The 19,271-nt window shown below is 65.6% G+C and carries 20 protein-coding genes; 9 read left to right on the top strand and 11 right to left on the bottom strand.

Translation table 11 applies throughout. From position 1 onward, the window contains the following. Positions 1–9 precede the first annotated feature (9 nt). Positions 10–318 carry a polyhydroxyalkanoic acid system family protein gene (locus tag QA635_RS12620; RefSeq protein ID WP_283069384.1) on the bottom strand — a complete coding sequence of 103 codons (309 nt, stop codon included), beginning with the start codon at positions 316–318 and terminating at the stop codon, positions 10–12. A 168-nt stretch (positions 319–486) separates the two neighbouring features. Here QA635_RS12620 and QA635_RS12615 point away from each other — a divergent pair, with 168 nt between their 5' ends. Beyond that, complete coding sequence (locus QA635_RS12615) at positions 487–651, top strand: DUF3309 family protein (protein ID WP_076823921.1); 165 nt, start codon at positions 487–489, stop codon at positions 649–651. Between the two features lie 79 nt (positions 652–730). On the opposite strand, the gene ligD is transcribed toward QA635_RS12615, so the two are convergent. Next, on the bottom strand, positions 731–3,373 hold the full coding sequence (gene ligD, locus QA635_RS12610) for a DNA ligase D (protein ID WP_283069381.1): 2,643 nt from the start codon (positions 3,371–3,373) through the stop codon (positions 731–733). Between the two features lie 116 nt (positions 3,374–3,489). Between ligD and ku the strand changes: the two genes are divergently transcribed. Further along, complete coding sequence (gene ku, locus QA635_RS12605) at positions 3,490–4,377, top strand: non-homologous end joining protein Ku (protein ID WP_283069379.1); 888 nt, start codon at positions 3,490–3,492, stop codon at positions 4,375–4,377. Between the two features lie 112 nt (positions 4,378–4,489). On the opposite strand, the gene QA635_RS12600 is transcribed toward ku, so the two are convergent. The 7 genes from QA635_RS12600 to QA635_RS12570 form a co-directional block, all read right to left on the bottom strand. Next, positions 4,490–4,732 carry a DUF6496 domain-containing protein gene (locus QA635_RS12600; RefSeq protein ID WP_057014876.1) on the bottom strand — a complete coding sequence of 81 codons (243 nt, stop codon included), beginning with the start codon at positions 4,730–4,732 and terminating at the stop codon, positions 4,490–4,492. A gap of 148 nt (positions 4,733–4,880) precedes the next feature. After that, positions 4,881–5,570, bottom strand: coding sequence for a response regulator (locus QA635_RS12595; protein ID WP_057014875.1), 690 nt, complete (start codon positions 5,568–5,570; stop codon positions 4,881–4,883). Further along, positions 5,567–8,278 carry a sensor histidine kinase gene (locus QA635_RS12590; protein WP_283069376.1) on the bottom strand — a complete coding sequence of 904 codons (2,712 nt, stop codon included), beginning with the start codon at positions 8,276–8,278 and terminating at the stop codon, positions 5,567–5,569. The genes QA635_RS12595 and QA635_RS12590 overlap by 4 nt, the downstream gene beginning before the upstream one ends. 39 nt (positions 8,279–8,317) lie before the next feature. Continuing rightward, positions 8,318–8,923, bottom strand: a complete 606-nt coding sequence (locus tag QA635_RS12585; protein ID WP_283069374.1) for a K(+)-transporting ATPase subunit C — start codon at positions 8,921–8,923, stop codon at positions 8,318–8,320. Positions 8,924–9,036: 113 nt separating this feature from the next. After that, positions 9,037–11,148 (bottom strand): potassium-transporting ATPase subunit KdpB, encoded by a 2,112-nt coding sequence (kdpB, locus tag QA635_RS12580; RefSeq protein ID WP_283069373.1) that lies wholly within the window; start codon positions 11,146–11,148, stop codon positions 9,037–9,039. A gap of 23 nt (positions 11,149–11,171) precedes the next feature. Next, a complete protein-coding gene (gene kdpA, locus QA635_RS12575) occupies positions 11,172–12,875 on the bottom strand; it encodes a potassium-transporting ATPase subunit KdpA (RefSeq protein ID WP_283069370.1) in 1,704 nt (567 codons plus the stop codon). 119 nt (positions 12,876–12,994) lie between these two features. After that, a complete protein-coding gene (locus QA635_RS12570; RefSeq protein ID WP_016846764.1) occupies positions 12,995–13,084 on the bottom strand; it encodes a K(+)-transporting ATPase subunit F in 90 nt (29 codons plus the stop codon). Positions 13,085–13,570: 486 nt separating this feature from the next. Between QA635_RS12570 and QA635_RS12565 the strand changes: the two genes are divergently transcribed. The 6 genes from QA635_RS12565 (at position 13,571) to QA635_RS12540 (ending at position 17,972) form a co-directional block, all read left to right on the top strand. Beyond that, a complete protein-coding gene (locus QA635_RS12565) occupies positions 13,571–14,035 on the top strand; it encodes a hypothetical protein (RefSeq protein ID WP_283069355.1) in 465 nt (154 codons plus the stop codon). 13 nt (positions 14,036–14,048) lie between these two features. Beyond that, on the top strand, positions 14,049–14,324 hold the full coding sequence (locus tag QA635_RS12560) for a hypothetical protein (RefSeq protein ID WP_028332704.1): 276 nt from the start codon (positions 14,049–14,051) through the stop codon (positions 14,322–14,324). Positions 14,325–14,498: 174 nt separating this feature from the next. After that, complete coding sequence (locus QA635_RS12555; protein WP_283069352.1) at positions 14,499–14,753, top strand: hypothetical protein; 255 nt, start codon at positions 14,499–14,501, stop codon at positions 14,751–14,753. A 7-nt stretch (positions 14,754–14,760) separates the two neighbouring features. Then, positions 14,761–15,690: a 4-hydroxy-tetrahydrodipicolinate synthase gene (gene dapA, locus QA635_RS12550; RefSeq protein ID WP_283069351.1), complete on the top strand. Its 930-nt coding sequence runs from the start codon at positions 14,761–14,763 to the stop codon at positions 15,688–15,690. Between the two features lie 114 nt (positions 15,691–15,804). After that, entirely contained in the window at positions 15,805–17,214 is a 1,410-nt protein-coding gene (locus QA635_RS12545) for an NfeD family protein (protein ID WP_283069349.1), read from the top strand. After that, complete coding sequence (locus tag QA635_RS12540) at positions 17,211–17,972, top strand: slipin family protein (protein WP_028332707.1); 762 nt, start codon at positions 17,211–17,213, stop codon at positions 17,970–17,972. Before QA635_RS12545 ends, QA635_RS12540 begins: the two co-directional genes overlap by 4 nt. 184 nt (positions 17,973–18,156) lie before the next feature. Here the strand turns inward: QA635_RS12540 and QA635_RS12535 are convergent, their stop codons facing one another. Beyond that, on the bottom strand, positions 18,157–18,321 hold the full coding sequence (locus QA635_RS12535; RefSeq protein ID WP_176937025.1) for a hypothetical protein: 165 nt from the start codon (positions 18,319–18,321) through the stop codon (positions 18,157–18,159). A 1-nt stretch (position 18,322) separates the two neighbouring features. Continuing rightward, complete coding sequence (locus QA635_RS12530) at positions 18,323–18,598, bottom strand: hypothetical protein (RefSeq protein ID WP_225164560.1); 276 nt, start codon at positions 18,596–18,598, stop codon at positions 18,323–18,325. A gap of 263 nt (positions 18,599–18,861) precedes the next feature. Here QA635_RS12530 and QA635_RS12525 point away from each other — a divergent pair, with 263 nt between their 5' ends. Further along, the gene (locus QA635_RS12525; protein WP_028332710.1) at positions 18,862–19,269 is read left to right on the top strand and encodes an Hsp20/alpha crystallin family protein; all 408 of its coding nucleotides are present in this window, start codon (positions 18,862–18,864) and stop codon (positions 19,267–19,269) included. The last annotated feature ends 2 nt before the right edge of the window (positions 19,270–19,271 follow it).

Below are 19,271 nucleotides of genomic sequence, written 5' to 3'. Positions count from 1 at the left end.
CGTCCTGCGTCAGCGCTTGGTCAGCAGCAATTGCCCGCGCTTCCGGATCGCCACCTGCGCGACCTCGGCGAACCGTTGCAGCAGCCACGGCAGCGTCACCTCGACGCGCACATGGGCATCCTCGACATCGACATGCCCGGCCGCGACCTGTCCCAGCGCCCGGACACGAAAGCTCATCCGGTTGTCGTCCCAGCGCTCCTCGTCGACGCTCATGACCGGCAGGTTCGCCGTCGCGCGCGACAGGCCCGTTTTCAAGCGGCGCATCGCCTCGTCGCGGCCGAGGCTATGGGGTATCGAAACGATCAGCGGCGCCGACATTGCGATGCACTCCTCCGTGGGTTTCGTTGATGTAGTTCTGTTCCAAGGCAAACGGAAGAACCACACAGGTTTATCACAGCGCCAACTCCGGAACCTTCACAGTTACGGGTTGTTTTCCTTCCCGAAGGGCAGAAACGAGACGAGCCCGCGGGGCTGAGGAGACGCTAGATGTCAATTGGAACGATCATTCTCATCATTCTGGTCATTGCGCTGCTTGGCGGCTTCAGCGGCATCGGCGGCGGACCGTTTTACGGTACCGGCTATTACGGCGGCGGCGGGCTCGGCCTGGTCGTCGTGATTCTGCTGATCCTGCTCCTGATGGGACGACTGTAGCCCTTGGTAGCGTTGCGTCCTGCCGATATCGACGACCAGCATCACCCGCGAAAGCGGGTGGTGCTTCGTTGGACGGCGCTTACTTGGCCGCGAGCTTCTTCATCGCCGACTTGATCGACGAGGCCGCGTCCTCGTAGCCATCCCAAGCCTTCGTCTTCGCGAGCAAGGCCGGCACGGTGCGCAGCGTGAATTTCTTCGGATCGAGATCACCGCGCAGCTGCGGCCAGGTCAGCGGCATCGACACCGTCGCTCCCGGACGCGCCCGCGGCGACAACACCGCGACCGCCGTCGACATCCTGTCGTTGCGCAAATAGTCGAGGAAGATCTTTCCCGTGCGCTTGGCCTTGGACATGTTGATCAGATAGCGCTCGGGATCGTCCTGCGCCATCCACTGGCAGACCGCCTGCGCGAACGCCTTGGCCTCCTTCCACGTCACCTTGTCCCTGCTGCCTGCGAGCAGCGGTGTGACGACGTGCAGACCCTTGCCGCCGGTGGTCTTGCAGAAGCTCTCGAGGCCGGCCGCGGTCAGCCGTTGCCGCATGTCCTTGGCGGCGTCGATCACGTCGGTGAATGCGACATCGGGCGCGGGATCGAGATCGAACACCAGCCGGCCCGGCGTGTCATAGGCATCGGGCGCGCAATTCCAGGGATGCAGCTCGAGGCCGCCGAGCTGCGCGACCGCCGCCAGGCCCTCGATCTGGTCGATCTGCAAATAGGGTTTGCGGTCGCCCGAAACCTTCGCAAGCTTGAGCAGCTTCGATGTGCCGGCCATCGCATGACGCTGGAAGAAGGTCTCGCCCTTGATGCCGTCGGGCGCACGCACGATCGAGCACGGCCGGCCCTTGAGATAGGAGATCATCCATTCGCCGACCGCCGCGAAATAGTTCGCGAGATCGAGCTTGGTCACCGGCTCGCCATCGCCCGCATCGGGCCACAGCGCCTTGTCCGGGTGCGAGATGACGACACCCATCACCTCGCTGGACGCCTTCCCGGCGCCCTTCTTCGCCACGCCCTTGGCCATCGGCTTCACCACTTTGGTTACAACCGGCCGCTCGGCCTCGACCTCGTGCGCCGGCTTGTCCTGGCGCAGGCCCTTGAAGGCGGCCTGGCGGATATTGCCGGCGTCGGTCCAGCCGGCGAACTCGATCTCGGCGACCAGCTCCGGCTTCAGCCAGTGCACGTCGCGGGTCTTCTTCGGCGCGTCCTTGCCGCCGAACGGGCTCTTGTCCGCCTCCGCCGCCTTCAGCGCCGGCATGATGCGGCGGACCGTGTCCTGGCCGAAGCCGGTGCCGACGATGCCGACAAAAGCCAGATGATCGCCGCGATAGACGCCCGCCATCAGCGAGCGGAATTTGCCGTTGGTGGTCTTCCAGCCGCCGAGCACCACCTCATGACCGGCGCGGATTTTTGCCTTGGTCCAGTCGTCGGAGCGGCCGGAACGGTAGGCACCGTCGAGCCGTTTGGAGACAATGCCTTCGAGGCCGAGCTTGCGCGCGGATTCCAGCACCGCCTCGCCGCGCTGCTCGAAATGTTCGACATAGCGGATCAGAGGATTCTTGCCCTTGCGCGCCGCGAGCAATTGCTTCAGCCGCGTCTTGCGCTCGGCGAGCGGCAGCGGGCGCAGGTCCTCGGTGCCGGCGAACAGCAGGTCGAACGCGTAGAAGATCAGCCGATCCGTCTTGCCGTCGGAGAGCGCGGCCTGCAGCGTCGAAAAATGCGGCGTGCCGTTCTTGTCGAGCGCGACGATCTCGCCATCGATCAGCGCGTCGGGCAGCTTCTCCGCCTCCTTCACGATCGCGCCGAACTTGGCGGTCCAGTCGAGCCCCTTGCGCGTCTTCAGCACCGCCTCGCCGTCTTCGACACGCAACTGCACGCGGTAGCCGTCGAACTTGATCTCGTGGCACCAGCCCGTGCCATTGGGTGGAGACTCGACCGCGGCGCAGAGCTGCGGCGCGGCGAAATCAGGTATCTCCGATACCTGCTTCGGTTTCGCCTGCCGCGCCGCCTTCAGCCGCTCCTTGGGCGCAAGCGCCTTGGTCCTGGCGCGCGCGTCCGCAGCCATGCCGTGGTTGGACTGCCAGACCGCGTCCGCTTTGGCCTTGCCGTTGCCCTTGGCCAGCATGAACGGCTTCGGCGCCCGGCCCTTGCCGGCCGCGATCTGCGCCATCGAGCGTCCGGAGGCGACCGAACGGTCCTCGTCGAGGATCTCCTCGCCGTTGCCGTCAACGGCATATTCGTCGCGGTGCTTGATCAGGAGCCAGTTGGTGCGCTTGCCGCCAAAGCGGTCGCCCTTCATCCGCACCAGCACCCAGCTGCCGTGCAGCTTGTCGCCCTCAAGCGTGAACTTCAGGTCGCCCTTCTTGAAGCCGCGCTCGGGATCGTCCGATTCCCAGGTGCCACGATCCCACAGCTGCACCGTGCCGCCGCCGTATTGGCCTTCGGGAATGGTGCCTTCGAAATCGCCATAGTCGAGCGGATGATCCTCGACCTCCACCGCCAGCCGCTTGTCATGCGGATCGAGCGAGGGCCCGCGCGTCACCGCCCAGGACTTGAAGACGCCGTCGAATTCGAGCCGCAGATCGTAGTGCAGCCGCGTCGCGTCGTGCTTCTGGATGACGAAGCGCCGCTGCTTGCTGGGTGCGACCTTGACGTCGCCCGACGGCTCGTTGGTCTTCTCGAAGTCGCGCTTCTTGCGATAGGTGGACAGGTTTCTCAGCGACACAACAAACCTCGGCAAACCCTCGGCGCAAACGACGGCCGCCGCCTCCGTGCGGCCATCAGGAACCAAAACCCACGGTATCCGTTCAAGTTCCAAACTCAAGCTGTTTGGAGGCGATCATGGCCGCTCCCCGCGCCTACTGGAAAGGCACGCTCAAGCTCTCGCTGGTGTCATGCCCGGTGGCGCTCTACCCGGCTTCGACCGCGGTCGAGAAGACCCGCTTCCACATGATCAACCGGGAGACCGGCAACCGGCTGAAGCAGCAGATGGTCGATACCGAGACCGGCGACGTTGTCGAGGGCGATCAGAAGGGCCGCGGCTACGAGGTCAGCAAGGGAAAATATGTCGAGATCGAGAAGGACGAGCTCGAAGCGGTGCAGATCGAGAGCAGCCACACCATCGACATCGACAGCTTCGTGCCTGAGGGCGAGATCGACAAGCGCTATCTCGACCACCCCTACTATATCAGACCCGACGGCAAGGCCGGCGTCGACGCGTTCGCGGTGATCCGCGACGCCATGAAGGATCAGGACCGCGTCGCGCTGGCGCGGATCGTGCTGACCAACCGCGAGCATGTGATCGCGATCGAGCCGCTCGACAAGGGCATGCTCGGCACCACCTTGCGTTACCCCTACGAGCTGCGCGACGCCGACGACTATTTCGACGACATCAAGAGCCCGAAGGTCACGAAGGACATGATCGAGCTCGCCGGCCATATCCTCGACAGCAAGGCCGCGCATTTCGATCCGTCGAAATTCAAGGACGAGTACGAGACCGCGCTGACGGCCCTGGTCCGCCGCAAGGCGGCCGGCAAGCCGATCAAGGCCGCCGAGCGCGAGGAGAAGCCAAGCAACGTCGTGAGCCTGATGGACGCGCTGCAGCAGAGCCTGAAAGGCGGCAAGAGCGGCGCAACGCGCTCGCGCTCCACCGCGCGCCGCCCGACCTCGCATCGCCGCGCCGCCAAGAAGACGCACCGGTCAAGCGCGCGGCGACGCAAGGCGGGGTGAGATCTCTCGTCCTTGCGAGCGCAGCGAAGCAATCCATCTCTCCACATACGCGGAGGGATGGATTGCTTCGTCGCTACGCTCCTCGCAATGACGGATGGATGCAACTCGTCCGCTACTTCTTCTTCGAGCTCTTCCGCTTCTTGGCAGTCTTGCGCTTCTTCGCCGTCTTCTTCTTGGACGCCTTCTTCGGCACCTTCCTGCCCTTGGCGCGCGCCTCGGATAGCCCGATCGCGATCGCCTGCTTGCGGCTCTTCACCTTCTTCTTGGAGCGGCCGCTGCGCAGCGTGCCGGCCTTGCGTTTCTTCATCGCGCGCTCGACATCGCCCGATGCCTTCCGCGAATATTTCCTTGCCATGGCTTGTCTCCCGCTAACGGAAAACAAGCCTCGATGGCAGCGAAAGTTCCGTTTGGTGTCGTCGGGCGACGGCACCAATGTAGCCCGCATGAGCGCAGCGACATGCGGGAGATGCCCCGGATATCGCTTCGCTCATCCGGGCTACATGTTAGTCCGCCGCGCGCAGCCGATAGCCGATGCCGGTCTCGGTCAGCACGAATTGCGGACGCTCCGGGTCGGCCTCGATCTTCTGGCGGAGCTGGCGCACATAGACGCGCAGATATTGCGCGTCGGTCAGTTCGTCCCACAATTCCTTCAAGAGGAAGCGGTGGGTCAGCACCTTGCCGGCATGCTGAACCAGCACGCGCAACAGGTCATATTCCTTCGGCGACAGCTTGATCTCTTTGTCGCCGACCTTGACGATCCGGCGCACCAGATCGACCGAAAGATCGCCGGAGCGAAACACCGGCCGCTCGCCCTGCACCTGCAACTGGTGCCGCAGCGCCGCGCGCAGCCGCGCCAGCAATTCGTCCATGCCGAACGGCTTGGTCAGGTAGTCGTCGGCGCCGAGATCGAGCGCCTGCACCTTGCCGGCCTCGTCGCCGCGGCTCGACAGCACCACGATCGGCACGCTCTCGTTGCGGCCGCGGATCATGCGCAAGAGGTCATGGCCCTGAATGTCGGGCAATCCGAGGTCGAGGATGATCAGCGCCGGTCCCTCACCCAGCATCTCCAGCGCCAGCTTGCCGTTGGATGCCTCGAGAATGTCATAACCCTGCGTGCTCAGCCCCATCCGCAGCAGCTTGCGGATCGGCGGCTCGTCGTCGATGACCAGGACCTTGATCGGCGTGGCGTTCATGCAGCAGTGTCCAGCGCGTTGGTGTCGGCAGGGATCGGCAGGCGGATGGTGATGACGGCGCCGCTGCGGTCGGCGCGGTTGGCCGCCGCGATCGTGCCGCGCATCGCCTCGACGAAGCCGCGCGAGATCGCAAGCCCGAGGCCGGTGCCGGGGCGGACATGGTCGCCCTTCTCGGCGCGATAGAATTTGTCGAACACGCTTTCGAGCTCGGCCGCGGGAATCCCGTTGCCTTCATCGAGGATCTGCAGCGCGATGGTGTCGCGATCGCGGGCGCCGCGGATCGAGATCGTGGTGTCCGACGGGGCGTATTTGGCAGCGTTGTCGAGCAGATTGAACAACACCTGCTCGAACAGCACGGCGTCGAGCTCCAGCATCGGCAGGTCGGCCGCGAGCTCCAGCGACACCCGGTGATGCACCAGGATCTTGCTCGCCCGCCGCAGCGCGCTGCCGACGATCTCGCCGACATCATGGCGCGCCGTGTTCGGCACGATCGCGCCGGATTCCAGCTTGGTCATGTCGAGCAGATTGGCGATGAACCGATTCAGCCGCTCGGACTCGTCGATCACGGTGGTGAGCAGATCGTGCTTCTGCGCATCGCTCAGGTTGGCGCCGAGGTCGCGCAGCGCCGAGGCCGAGCCGAGCACCGAGGCCAGCGGCGTCTTGAGATCGTGCGAGATCGAGGTCAGGAGCGCGCCGCGCAGCCGGTCGGATTCCACCGTGCGCTTGACGCGGTCCATGTCCTCGACCAGCAGCACGCGCTCGATCGCCAGCGCGCCCTGATCGACCAGCGCGTCGAGCAGCCGGCGCTGGTCCGGCGTCAGCAAGGGCCCGGTGCGGTCGTCGTCGATGCCGATCACCCCGATCGGGCCGCGGCCGGTGCGCATCGGCAGGAACAGCCGTTTTCCCCCCGGCAGCGTGTCCGAGCCGCGGCCGGCCGGACGGTCGTTGCCCCAGGCCCAGTTGGCGGCAGCAAGATCGGCCTGGTCGAGCTGATCCTCCGGCGGATAGCCGCTCTTGACGGTCAGCATCCCGTCCTCCGGCAGCAGCAGCACCACGCGCACCTTGAGCATCAGCGCAATCTGGTAGGCGGTCGCCCACAGCACGTCGTCCAGCGTCGCGGTGCCGGCGAGCTTGCGGCTGAAGGCGTAGAGCGATTCGGTGGTGCGGACCCGGCTGATCGCGGTGTCGGCCTGGGTGCGCACCCGCGCCGCGACGTTGGAGACCAGCAGCGCGATCAGCATGAAGAAGAAGAACGCCGCGACATTGGTCGGGTCGGTGATGGTGAAGGTATAGACCGGCGGCAGGAAGAAGAAATTGTAGCACAGCGAGGCCGCGACGCTCGCCAGCAGCGACGGCCCGAGGCCGTAACGCGCCGCGGCGCCGACCACGGCGGTGAGGAAGACAAGGTCGACATTCTCGATGCCGAAGAACGGCTGGATCAGCTTGGCTGCGCCGAGCCCAAGCGCCGCCAGCAGCAGCGCCATCAGATAGGGCCGTGGATTGAACGGCTCCTGCCGCTGCGCGGTCTGCACCGCCGCCTTGCCGACCGGCAGCTCGTCGCCGGCGATCACGTTGACGCTGATATTGCCGGCGCGGCGCACCAGATCGTGCACCACGGATCCATGCGTCAGCTCGAACCAGCGCGAGCGCGTCGACTTGCCGATGATGATCTGGGTGACGTTGTTGGCCTGGGCGAAATTGATGACGTCGTCGGCGATGCGGCGACCGACGCCGGGCAGCGTCAGCGCCTCGCCGCCGAGCGATTCCGCGAGCCGCATGGTGTCGGCCAGCCGATCGCGCTGCTCGTCGGAAAGTTGCAGGCTGCGCCGCGTCTCGATGCTGACCGCGGTCCATTGCGCATGCAGCCGGTCGGCGAGGCGCTTGGTGTAGCGCACGAGCCCGGCCGCGCGCGGATCCTCGCTCAAGCACACCAGGATGCGCTCGCCGGCGGCCCAGGGTCCGGCAATCGCATTGGCCTGCATGTGGTTGAGCAGCTGCTCGTCGACCCGCTCGGCGGTGCGGCGCAGCGCCAGCTCGCGCAGCGCGGTCAGATTGCCGGGCGAGAAATAGTGTTCCAGCGCCCGCTCGGCCTGCTTGGGCACGTAGACCTTGCCCTCCTTGAGCCGCTGGATCAGGTCGTCGGGCGTCAGGTCGATCAGCTCGATGGCATCGGCACGATCGACCACTGAGTCCGGCACCGTCTCGCGCACCCGCACATGGGTGATCTGCGCGACGACGTCGTTGAGGCTCTCGATGTGCTGGATGTTGATCGCGGTGTAGACGTCGATGCCGTTCGACAGCAGTTCCTCGACGTCGAGATAGCGCTTGGGATGCCGGCTGCCCGGTGCATTGGTATGGGCGAGCTCGTCGACCAGCGCGAGCTGCGGCCGCCGCGCGATCAATGCGTCGAGGTCCATCTCCTCGAGCGTCTGGTCGCGATAGGTTAGCCGCTTCCGCGGCAGCACCTCGAGACCCCTGAGCAGCGTCTCGGTCTCGACCCGGCCGTGGGTTTCGACGACGCCGACCACGACGTCGACGCCCGCCTTGAGGCGGGCGTGGGCGCTCGAGAGCATCTCGTAGGTCTTGCCGACGCCGGGGGCGGCGCCGATGAAGATCTTCAGCCGCCCCGATCGATCGGTCTCCCGGCGCGCCGCCTCCAGCAGCGCATCCGGCGAGGGTCGTTTATCAGGGTCGCGCTGATTGGCCATACCGCAATATAGTCATCCTGCGAGGGGCAGCCTACTCCCCTATTTCGGCTTTGCCGCGTCGAGCGCCAGGTTGAGCGCAAGAACGTTAATACGGGGCTCGCCGATCACGCCGGCGAAACGGCCCTGCGTGTTCTGCGTCACCAGCTCGCGCACCGCGTCCTCGGACATGCTGCGCGCCTTGGCGACCCGCGGCACCTGGAACAGCGCGGCGTCCGGCGAGATGTCCGGATCGAGCCCACTGCCCGACGTGGTCACAAGATCGACCGGCACGCTGGCGGACGGGTTCTCCGCCTTCAGCTTATCGACATCCTCCTTGACCCGGTCGTTCAGCGCCTTGCTGGTCGGGCCGAGGTTGGAGCCGCCGGAATTCGCTGCATTGTAGGGCGCAGGCACTGTCTTGGAAGAATCGTTCGGATCAGGCGCGACCGTCGCCGACGGCCGGCCGTGGAAATATTTGTCCTCCTTGAACTCCTGCCCGATCAGGGCGGAGCCGATCACCTTGCCGTCCTGCTCGATCAGGCTGCCTTGCGCCTGCCGCGGGAAGATGACGCCGGCGATGCCGGTGATGGCGAGCGGATAGGCAAGGCCCGTGATCGCGGTCAGCAGGACCAGCACGAGGATGGCGGGGCGGATTTCTTTCAGCATGACTGGTCTCCTAAATCTCCTTCGTCATTGCGAGCGAAGCGAAGCAATCCATGGATCGGCATAACGGATGGATGGGTTGCTTCGTCGCTTCGCTCCTCGCAATGACGCTGTGGTTAAGCCAGGCCCAAAGCGGCGACGACGAGGTCGATCGCCTTGATGCCGATGAACGGGATGATGATGCCCCCCAAGCCATAGATCATCAGGTTGCGGCCGAGCAGCGCGCCGGCACCGACCGCGCGATACTTGACGCCCTTCAGCGCCAAGGGAATCAGCGCGATGATGATCAGCGCGTTGAAGATGATCGCCGACAGGATCGCGCTCTGCGGGCTCGCCAGGTGCATCACGTTCAGCACCTGGAGCTGCGGATAGAACGCGAGGAACATCGCCGGGATGATCGCAAAATATTTTGCGACGTCGTTGGCGATCGAGAACGTGGTCAGCGCGCCGCGGGTCATCAGCAGCTGCTTGCCGATCTCGACCACCTCGATCAGCTTGGTCGGGTTGGAATCGAGGTCGACCATGTTGCCGGCCTCGCGGGCGGCCTGCGTGCCGGTGTTCATGGCGACGCCGACATCGGCCTGCGCGAGCGCCGGCGCGTCGTTGGTGCCGTCGCCGCACATCGCGACCAGCTTGCCCTTGGACTGCTCGTCACGGATCAGCTTGAGCTTGTCCTCGGGCGTTGCCTGCGCCAGGAAGTCGTCGACGCCGGCCTCGGCCGCGATCGCGGCCGCGGTCATCGGGTTGTCGCCGGTGATCATCACGGTGCGGATGCCCATGCGGCGCAGTTCGGCAAAGCGCTCGCGGATGCCGCCCTTGACGATATCCTTGAGGTGCACGACGCCGAGCAGCTTGCCGTCCTTGGCGACGGCCAGCGGCGTGCCGCCGGCCTTGGCGATCTCGTCGGCAATCGACTGGATCTCGCGCGCTTCGGCGCTCATCGTCGCCGCGACCGCGCGGACGGTGTTGCCCGAGGCGACGGTGCGGGGCGAGCCGCCGTCGACATAGGCGAGGATGGCGTCCACCGCGCCCTTGCGGACCGATGACGTACCTGCATCGATGCCGCTCATGCGGGTCTGCGCGGTGAACGGCACGAATGTCGCGGCCAGCTCATGCATGTCACGGCCGCGGATGCCGTATTTCTCCTTGGCGAGCACCACGATCGAGCGACCTTCCGGCGTCTCGTCGGCCAGCGAGGCAAGCTGCGCCGCGTCGGCGAGGTCCTGCTCGGCGACGCCGCGGATCGGACGGAATGCGGTCGCCTGGCGGTTGCCGAGCGTGATGGTGCCGGTCTTGTCCAGCAGCAGCGTATCGACGTCGCCGGCAGCTTCCACCGCGCGGCCGGACATCGCCAGAACGTTGAAGCGCACCAGGCGGTCCATGCCGGCGATGCCGATCGCCGACAGCAGCGCGCCGATCGTGGTCGGGATCAGCGTCACGAACAGCGCCACCAGCACCACGACCGAGATCGAGCCGCCGGCATAGGCCGCATAGCTCGGGATCGTCACCGTGGCGAACACGAAGATGATGGTGAGGCCCGCCAGCAGGATGTTGAGCGCGATCTCGTTCGGCGTCTTCTGCCGCTCGGCGCCCTCCACCAGCCTGATCATGCGGTCGATGAAGGTCGAGCCTTGCGCTGCGGTGATGCGGACGCGGATCCAGTCCGACAGCACCTGGGTGCCGCCGGTGACCGCGGAACGGTCGCCGCCGGACTCGCGGATCACAGGCGCAGATTCACCCGTGATCGCGGCTTCATTGACCGAGGCCACGCCTTCGATCACCTCGCCGTCGGACGGGATATTGTCGCCGGCCTCGACCAGCACGACGTCGCCGACCTTCAGCGAGGTGCCCGGCACCATGCGATAGGTCCGGTCGGTGCCGGTGAGCAGCTTGGCCTGGCTCTCGGTGCGGGTCTTTTTCAGCGATTCCGCCTGCGCCTTGCCGCGGCCTTCGGCAACGGCCTCGGCGAAGTTGGCGAACAGCACCGTGAACCAGAGCCAGAGGATGATCTGGAAGGTGAAGCCGAGATTGGCGCTGCCGGTGACGAGGTCGCGGACGAAGATCACCGTGGTCAACGCGGCCACGACCTCGACCACGAACATCACGGGGTTCTTCGCCATCAGCCGGGGATCGAGCTTGACGAAGGCCGAGCGGATCGCCGGCACCAGGATCTTCGGGTCGAACATGGTCGACGCCGTCACCTGCTTTTGCAGTCTTGTGGTTTCCATGGTTGTCACTCCGGACAATTCGATCAGAACAGGGTGTTGACGTTCATGGCGAGGTGCTCGACGATCGGCCCGAGCGCCAGCGCCGGGAAGAAGGTGAGACCGCCGATGATCAGGATCACGCCGATGACGAGGCCGACGAACAGCCCGCCGGTGGTCGGGAACGTGCCCGCCGAGGCCGGGATCGACTTCTTCTCGACCAGCGAACCTGCAATGGCCATCGCCGGCACGATCATGAAGAAGCGGCCGACGAACATCGCGGAGGCGAGCGTCAGATTGTAGAACAGGGTGTTGCCGGTGAGGCCCGCGAAGGCCGAGCCGTTGTTGCCGGTGGCCGAGGTGAACGCGTACAGCACCTCGGTGAAGCCGTGCGGGCCGGAGTTGGCCATCGAGGCCACCGCCGACGGCAGCACCACGCCGACCGCGGTCCAGCCGAGATACATCAGGGGCAGCACCAGGATCGCGAGCATCGCCATCTTGACCTCGCGCGCCTCGATCTTCTTGCCGACATATTCCGGAGTGCGGCCGACCATCAGGCCGGCGACGAAGATCGCCAGCACAACGAACAGCAGCATGCCGTAGAAGCCGGCGCCGACGCCGCCGATGATGACTTCGCCGAGCTGCATGTTGATCAGCGGGATCATGCCGCCGAGCGCGGTGAAGCTGTCATGCATGGCATTGACCGCGCCGCAGGAGGCGGCAGTCGTGACGACGGCGAACAGCGAGGACGCGACGATGCCGAAGCGGACCTCCTTGCCCTCCATGTTGCCGCCGGTGAGACCGAGCGCGTGCAGCGCCGAGGTGCCGTTGGCCTCCGCCCAGTAGGTGACGGTGACGCCGGCGACGAACAGGATGCCCATCACGGCGAAGATCGCCCAGCCCTGGCGCTCGTTGCCGACCATGCGGCCGAACACGTTGGTCATGGCGGCGCCGAGCGCGAAGATCGAGACCATCTGCACGAGGTTCGACAAGGCGGTCGGATTCTCGAACGGATGCGCGGCGTTGGCGTTGAAGAAGCCGCCGCCATTGGTGCCGAGCATCTTGATCGCGACCTGCGAGGCCACCGGCCCGAGCGCGATGGTCTGCTTGCCGCCCTCCAGCGTGGTGGCGTCGACATAGGCGCCGAGCGTCTGCGGCATGCCCTGCCAGACCAGGAACAGCGCATAGACGACGCAGATCGGCAGCAGCACGTAGAGCGTGCAGCGCGTGACGTCGACCCAGAAATTGCCGACGGTGCGCATCGACGAGCGGGTGAAGCCGCGGATCAGCGCCATCGCCAGCGCGATGCCGGTCGCCGCCGACAGGAAGTTCTGATGGGTCAGGCCGACCATCTGGACCAGATAGGACAGCGTGCTCTCGCCGCCGTAGTTCTGCCAGTTGGTATTGGTGACGAAGGAGATCGCGGTGTTGAAGGAGAGGTCCTCGGCGACCGCCGATTGCCCGGCCGGATTGAACGGCAGCACCGCCTGCAGCCGCATCAGGCCGTAGATGATGGCGAAGCCGCCGACATGAAACAGCAGCATGGCGACCGTGTAGGTCAGCCAGTGCTGCTCACGCCGCTCGTCGACGCCACCGACCCAGTAGATGCCGCGCTCGACCGGGCGCAGCACGGGCGACAGGAAGGTGCGCTCGCCGTTGAACACGCGGGTCATGTACCAGCCGAGCGGTTTGACCAGCGCGGCGACGATCGCGCAAAACAGAATAATTTGAATCCAGCCGATGACGGTCATTGCGTCAAACCTTTCGAATGGGAGCGAAGCGCAGCATCGACGCGAACAAGCCGAGCAACAGCCCGGTCAACATCGCGTCGGCCAACAGAATTGTGCAAAGCGCTGACATCGCGGGCCGCCTAGAAACGTTCGGGCCGCAGCAATGCGTAAGTGAGGTAGAACAGCAGGCCGAGCGAGACGAGGCCGGCGAGCGAGTAATCGAAGATCATCGCCGCCTCCGTTACAGCCGTTCGCAGGCGTAGGCATAGCCGATGCCGGCCGCGAAGAAGCCGATCGCAAGCGCCGCCATGAGAATGTCCATCATGTGAGACTCCTATGCATCCGAGGGGGCGCGGGACAACCGTATAAGCGCTCCGCGCCGGATGGCCGTGAGGTGCCATCCGGGGCATAGGTTTTCGAGAGGTAGCGAATAAGGACGTTATAGGAATCCTATAAGTGCCACGACCTGCGCAGCCGTCGTCCCGGCGAAGGCCGGGACCCATAACCACAGGGCCGAGTTTTGCGATGGCTGGGGCCCCAACCTGATCTCACAAGCAGATCCGGTGGTAATGGGCCCCTGCCTTCGCCGTGACGACAGCTTTGCCTTTATGGAATCCCTATATCTCCGTCCCCCGCCTCATCTCGTTTTCAAATGGCGGTCCGGCCATTTTTGGCTTGCGGCCAATACCCTGGGCCGCGCAAGACGAGATGACGCCATGTCAGTGCTTTCCCAAAACACCTCCATCGATCTCGACGAACGGCTGCGCGACGCCTATGCGGTGACAGCCGAATTCATGGCCGACATCATCAGCCAGACCTGCCGGCGCTTTCCCTCGGTCGGACAGAGCGGCAAGACCCGCCGGGTCGAGCGGCTGATCCAGTCAGGCGCCTGGACCGACGCCGTGATCGCGCTGCTCGATCTGGAACTGCCGCAATGGCAAATCCGCCGCCTGGTCTATGACGAGGGCGAGTGGCACTGCGCCTTGTCGCGCGAACGCGAGCTGCCGGACTGGCTCGACCAGTCGATCGAGACCCACCACACCGATCTTGCGCTCGCGATCCTCAGCGCCTTCGTCGAGGCGCAGCGGATCTCCGCGTCCGATAGCCGAACCAGCGTGCCGACCGTCCGTCGCGACACGCGCGCGCTGTACGAGCCGCTGTTCGTCGACAATATCGGCTGACGGCGGCGCGGCCGTGGACACCAAACAACTGCCGCGGCAGCTGCAGTCGGTCCAGGTCATGGTCCGGTTCGGCTTCCGGCTCGCCATCATGATCGGCTTTGCCGTGTTCGCCGGCGCCGGCTTCGGCAAGGGCCTCGTCACGCTGTTGTGGATGTCGGCCGTGATCTGCGCCTTCGCAGGGATCGCCAAGCGCGAAATGCCGTTTGCCGCAAACCTCAATCACTGGGACGAGATGACCGCCTATGTCGCGCTGTGCGCGCTCGGCACCGGCATCGTCCAGCGCCTCTAGACCATCCTCACAAATCCTATGCCGCTCCTATGAAGTCGCTGCTCGCACGCGCTCGATTTCATATCCCGCAAATCAGACATTGATCGCGTGACCGTGACTGAAGCGTTTTCGAGCGAGCCGGATACCGGTTCGCGCGAGGAAAACGCGTCAGAAACAAAAAGAAGGACCACCACCGTGAAACTCGTCGAACCTCCCTCGTGTAGCGCCGCGTCCACCGTCGTCTTCATCGGCCGCAACCATCGCGGCCAGTGGGTCGCCCAGCAACAGAACGGCCTCTATGGCGGCCTGTTCGTCAACCGGGCCCAGGCCGTCAAATACGCGCTGTTCGAGAACGGCCAGCATCCCGAAATGATCGTCGAGCTGTCGCGTGAGATCGAGCTCGATATGCGCGGCGAGACCGCGAGCTTGCCCGCAATCCGCGTGGCGTGAGCCACCCATGACCTGGCAAACGGCTGCGAAAGCCGACACGGCCGGATGGCTGTCGGGCTTCATCCCCGATCTTCCGACCCCCTTCAACCATCGGGGCGAGATCGACGTGGACGCGTTCGGCCGGCTGTGCGAGCGCCAGATCGCGGCCGGCGCCACCGCGCTGTTGGTCGGCGAGACCGCCGGTGAAAGCGCGACGCTGGAGCCCGCGGAGCGCACGCAGCTCGTTCGCATCGCGGCCGGCGTCGCGCGCAAGCGGGTTCGCATCATCGCCGGCGCCGGATCGAACGCGACCGATCGCGCCGTCACATTCACCCGGGCCGCGGAAGCGGCCGGCGCCGACGCCGTCATGTCGGTCGTACCCTATTACAACAAGCCGATGCCACAGGGCACAGCAGCGCATTTCCGCGCCGTCGCCGCGGCCACCACGCTGCCTGTCATCCTGCACGACATTCCGTCGCGCACGGTGAAGGGCCTTGCCGACGAGACCCTGCTCGAGCTCGCCGCATCGCCACGCTTCGTGGGTTTGCGCGACGGCAGCGGTGACGTTGCCCGGCTGGCGCGCCTGCGCTCACGCCTGCCGGCGACGTTCCGGATGCTGACCGGCGACGACGCCTCCTCGCTGGCCTGGCTCGCCGCCGGTGGCGATGGCTGCATCTCGGTCGTGACGAACGTCGCGCCCGATCTGTACGTGGCCGTTCACAGGCATTTCCGCGAGGGACGGTTGTATCAGGCGCGGGAGTTGCACCAGCGGCTAGTGCCGCTTGCGACCTTGCTGGAGCGCGAGCATCCCGCCGCATTGAAGTTCGCGCTGGCGCTTCTGGGATTCATGCAGCCGACGACGCGGCCGCCGATCGTGCAATTGAACGGGTCGGCAAAGGCCGAGGTCTCGCAGGCGATGGCCGAGCTTGCCGACGAGTACCTCGCAGCCGCGCATTGAGGTTTGCCGACCCGACATAACCCATCGCAATGCACAATGCGATCAGCACACGGTGCCCGTGACACGGCGCCAACTTGAGGTTCCGAAACGGCGCCCCATATCCACGGCAAGGGAGTGCTTGCCGTGCACACCACCTTCAAGGCGGCCCTCGTTGTTGCGACCGTCCTGGTCGCTCTGGTTGTCTCCATCCGTCCCGGTCCGGCCGCGGACAACAGCCATCTTGCCCTGACCATTTCAATCGACGGGGCAATCGGGCCGGCAGCGGCCAGCTACGTCAAGGACGGCCTGGCCAAGGCCGCCGAGCGCCACGCCGAAATTGTCATCCTGCGTTTGAATACGCCGGGCGGCCTCAGCACCAGCATGCGTGAGATCATCGCCGACGTGCTGGCCTCGCCCGTTCCCGTGGTCGGCTACGTTGCGCCATCCGGCGCCCATGCCGCGAGCGCCGGGACCTATATCCTCTATGCGACCCATCTCGCGGCCATGGCGCCCGGCACCAATATCGGCGCCGCGACGCCGGTGCAGATTGGCGGCCCGATACCGGGGCTGCCGGGCAGCACCCCGGACAAGGGCGGCAAGGACCAGAAGGACGGCGGCCATCCGTCGGAAACCAAGGATGCCATGACGGCGAAGGTGACGAATGATGCCGTCGCCTTCATCCGCAGCCTCGCCGAATTGCGCGGCCGCAATGCCGACTGGGCCGAGAAGGCGGTGCGCGATGCCGCCACCCTCTCCGCCAACGCCGCGCTGCAGGCCAACGTCATTGATCTCACCGCGCGCGACCCGGCCGACCTGCTCAGGCAGGTCGATGGCCGGACCATCGAGCTTCCCGGCGGCAAGACGCAACGCCTGGCGACCACGGACACCGCGATCGAGGCCATCGATCCCACCTGGATCGCGCGTGCGCTCGCGGTCATCACCGACCCTAACATCGCATTCATTCTCCTGATGGTCGGCATCTACGGCCTGATCTTCGAGTTCATGTCGCCCGGTGCCGTGGCGCCCGGGGTTGTCGGGACGATCTGCCTGCTGCTCGGTCTCTACGCACTCAACATGCTGCCGATCAACTACGCCGGCTTCGCCTTGATGCTGGTCGGGATCGCGCTGCTCGCAATCGAGGCCTTCAACCCGACCGTCGTGATCGGTCTCGGAGGAATCGTCGCCTTCGTGCTTGGAGCAGCCATGCTGTTTCGGATCGAGGCGCCCGGTTACCGGCTGTCATGGCCGGTCATCGGCATCGTCGCCGCGATGTTCACGGGGCTCATTCTCGTCGTGCTCGGCGCGCTCCGCCGCGCGCGCAAGGGCCCGGTGCGGATCGGTGCGCAAGCCATGCGCGGGCTATCGGCCGAGGTGCTCGACTGGTCCGAGACCACGGGTCACGTCTTCACCAACGGCGAACGCTGGCAAGCGCGCAGCACCGAGACGTTCACGGCGGGAGACACGGTCGAGGTCGCCAACATCATCGATTTGACGCTGGTGGTACGGCGCACGCCCGCCTCTCCCGGCGAAGGAGGTACAGCATGATGCTTGATTATTTCACCTATGCGGCGATCGCGCTGCTGATCATCGTATTCCTGACCCAGGCCGTGCGCGTGCTGCGCGAATACGAGCGCGGCGTCATCTTCACGCTCGGCCGCTTCACCGGGGTGAAGGGCCCGGGGCTCATCATCCTGATTCCGGTGGTGCAGCAGCTGGTGAAGGTCGATCTCAGGGTGGTGGTGCAGGTGGTGCCGCCGCAGGACGTGATTTCGCGCGACAACGTCTCGGTCAAGGTCAACGCCGTGCTCTACTTCCGCATCGTCGATCCCGAGCGCGCCATCATCAAGGTCAGCGACTACATGGCTGCGACCAGCCAGCTTGCGCAGACCACGCTGCGCTCGGTGCTCGGCAAGCACGAGCTCGACGAGATGCTGGCGGAACGCGACAAGCTGAACGCCGATATCCAGGAGACCCTCGACAGGCAGACCGACGTCTGGGGCATCAAGGTCACCGGGGTCGAGATCAAGGATATCGATCTCAATGAGACGATGGTGCGGGCGATCGCCAAGCAGGCCGAGGCGGAACGGCTGCGGCGCGCCAAGGTGATCAACGCGATGGGCGAGCAGCAGGCCGCCGAGAAGCTGGTCGAGGCCGGCCGGATCCTCGCCCAGGAGCCGCAGGCGATGCAGCTGCGCTACTTCGCGGCGCTGCACGACATTGCCGGCGAGCGCTCCTCCACTGTGGTCTTCCCGCTCCCGATGAACCTGCTCGATCACCTGGCGCCGCGACGTGAAGCGACGTGAACTGGGTTTGGGAGCAGAAACGACGGTCGCTCAAGGTCGGCGCGCTCGGGATCGTAGGTCTCGTAGGCGCCGCGGCCTCTCCACGTCATTGCGAGCGAAGCGAAGCAATCCAGCGCGCCACATGCGGAGATATGGATTGCTTCGTTGCTATGCTCCTCGCAATGACGCGGATGGGTTCGGGGCCTTAACGCCCGCGATGCTTGGCCCGCCACGCAGGTCCCGGACCGCGCATGTAATGCGCCTCGGGCCGGTAGCCGCTGATCGGCTCCTCGCCGATCCAGGCGAGGAATGCGAGCAGCCCTTCAGCGGCGCGGCGCGGCAGGGCAGCGATGAACGAAACTGTGCGCATCTCAGTAGTCCCATTTCTCGCCAAGCACGACCGGCGCCCGTGGATATCTCTCGGCGTCGCCGCCGAGCATGCCGACGTTGAGGTTGGTCCGCGCCCAATCCTCGTGGCCGCGATGCAGCAGCAGCTCATTGCGGAGCCGATGAATCTTGGCGGCGGCGATCGCGCGGTGAACAGTCCTGAAGACGAGGCCGATCCGCCTGACGGTTCGCCGCAGCATCAAGGGCATGGCGCCGGCCGAACCGTGCGGCCGGGCATCGTGGTAATGGAGCAAGGTCATGTGCCACCTTCCCGTTTGGCGGCGCGCGCGAGCGCACCGCGTCACGGCAAAAGATGCGGGGAAGGCCGTAGGAATTCGAGAGCAGCCGCAGCCCTGTCACATAGCCGCGGCATAAGCATCCGGCCGCGGTCCGTGCATCGCGGTCATGCCGCAAATCGCGAGATTTCGGACAATTTTACCCTCGATCAGCCGCGCGAGGGGCCGGTTTACGGTCGGCGGCAAGACCGGTAACCTCGCCTCCCAATGCGACGTGGAGAGTGCCCATGCGGCCCAAGGATCAGATCAACTGGATGCTGTCGGATGCGATCGAGGCGCTCGCCCGCGCCGAACGGTTGCACCAGAGCTTCCTCAATTTGCACCCGCGCGCGGGAAGCACCGAGCCGAGCTGGGAACCGCCGACCGACGTGATCGAGACCGAGGATGAAATCCTGATCCTGGTCGCGTTGCCGGGGGTCGATCCCGATGAGGTCGAGGCCGCGCTCGACGGCGGCACGCTGGTGATCTCCGGCCGCCGCACCCTGCCCCCTGAACTCCGCAACGCCCGCATCCTGCGCCTCGAACTGCCGCAGGGCCGGTTCGAGCGCCGGATCGCGCTGCCGACCGGCCGCTACACCATCAGCCGCTTTGCCGCGCATGGTTGCGTCGGCCTGCGGCTCGGAAAGTCGAGCTAAAG

This window comes from Bradyrhizobium brasilense, assembly GCF_029714345.1.
Taxonomy (GTDB): Bacteria; Pseudomonadota; Alphaproteobacteria; order Rhizobiales; family Xanthobacteraceae; genus Bradyrhizobium; species Bradyrhizobium australafricanum.
This window is presented reverse-complemented; position numbering and strand designations above follow the sequence as displayed.

Bases quoted from the DNA above. Each gene is read 5' to 3' on its own strand.
- QA635_RS12620 (WP_283069384.1), bottom strand. From the start codon at position 318: ATGTCGGCGCCGCTGATCGTTTCGATACCCCATAGCCTCGGCCGCGAC.
- ku (WP_283069379.1), top strand. From the start codon at position 3,490: ATGGCCGCTCCCCGCGCCTACTGGAAAGGCACGCTCAAGCTCTCGCTG.
- kdpA (WP_283069370.1), bottom strand. From the start codon at position 12,875: ATGACCGTCATCGGCTGGATTCAAATTATTCTGTTTTGCGCGATCGTC.
- QA635_RS12600 (WP_057014876.1), bottom strand. From the start codon at position 4,732: ATGGCAAGGAAATATTCGCGGAAGGCATCGGGCGATGTCGAGCGCGCG.
- QA635_RS12540 (WP_028332707.1), top strand. From the start codon at position 17,211: ATGATGCTTGATTATTTCACCTATGCGGCGATCGCGCTGCTGATCATC.
- QA635_RS12525 (WP_028332710.1), top strand. From the start codon at position 18,862: ATGCGGCCCAAGGATCAGATCAACTGGATGCTGTCGGATGCGATCGAG.
- kdpB (WP_283069373.1), bottom strand. From the start codon at position 11,148: ATGGAAACCACAAGACTGCAAAAGCAGGTGACGGCGTCGACCATGTTC.
- QA635_RS12570 (WP_016846764.1), bottom strand. From the start codon at position 13,084: ATGATCTTCGATTACTCGCTCGCCGGCCTCGTCTCGCTCGGCCTGCTG.
- dapA (WP_283069351.1), top strand. From the start codon at position 14,761: ATGACCTGGCAAACGGCTGCGAAAGCCGACACGGCCGGATGGCTGTCG.
- QA635_RS12530 (WP_225164560.1), bottom strand. From the start codon at position 18,598: ATGACCTTGCTCCATTACCACGATGCCCGGCCGCACGGTTCGGCCGGC.
- QA635_RS12535 (WP_176937025.1), bottom strand. From the start codon at position 18,321: ATGCGCACAGTTTCGTTCATCGCTGCCCTGCCGCGCCGCGCCGCTGAA.
- QA635_RS12585 (WP_283069374.1), bottom strand. From the start codon at position 8,923: ATGCTGAAAGAAATCCGCCCCGCCATCCTCGTGCTGGTCCTGCTGACC.
- QA635_RS12565 (WP_283069355.1), top strand. From the start codon at position 13,571: ATGTCAGTGCTTTCCCAAAACACCTCCATCGATCTCGACGAACGGCTG.
- QA635_RS12595 (WP_057014875.1), bottom strand. From the start codon at position 5,570: ATGAACGCCACGCCGATCAAGGTCCTGGTCATCGACGACGAGCCGCCG.
- QA635_RS12615 (WP_076823921.1), top strand. From the start codon at position 487: ATGTCAATTGGAACGATCATTCTCATCATTCTGGTCATTGCGCTGCTT.
- QA635_RS12590 (WP_283069376.1), bottom strand. From the start codon at position 8,278: ATGGCCAATCAGCGCGACCCTGATAAACGACCCTCGCCGGATGCGCTG.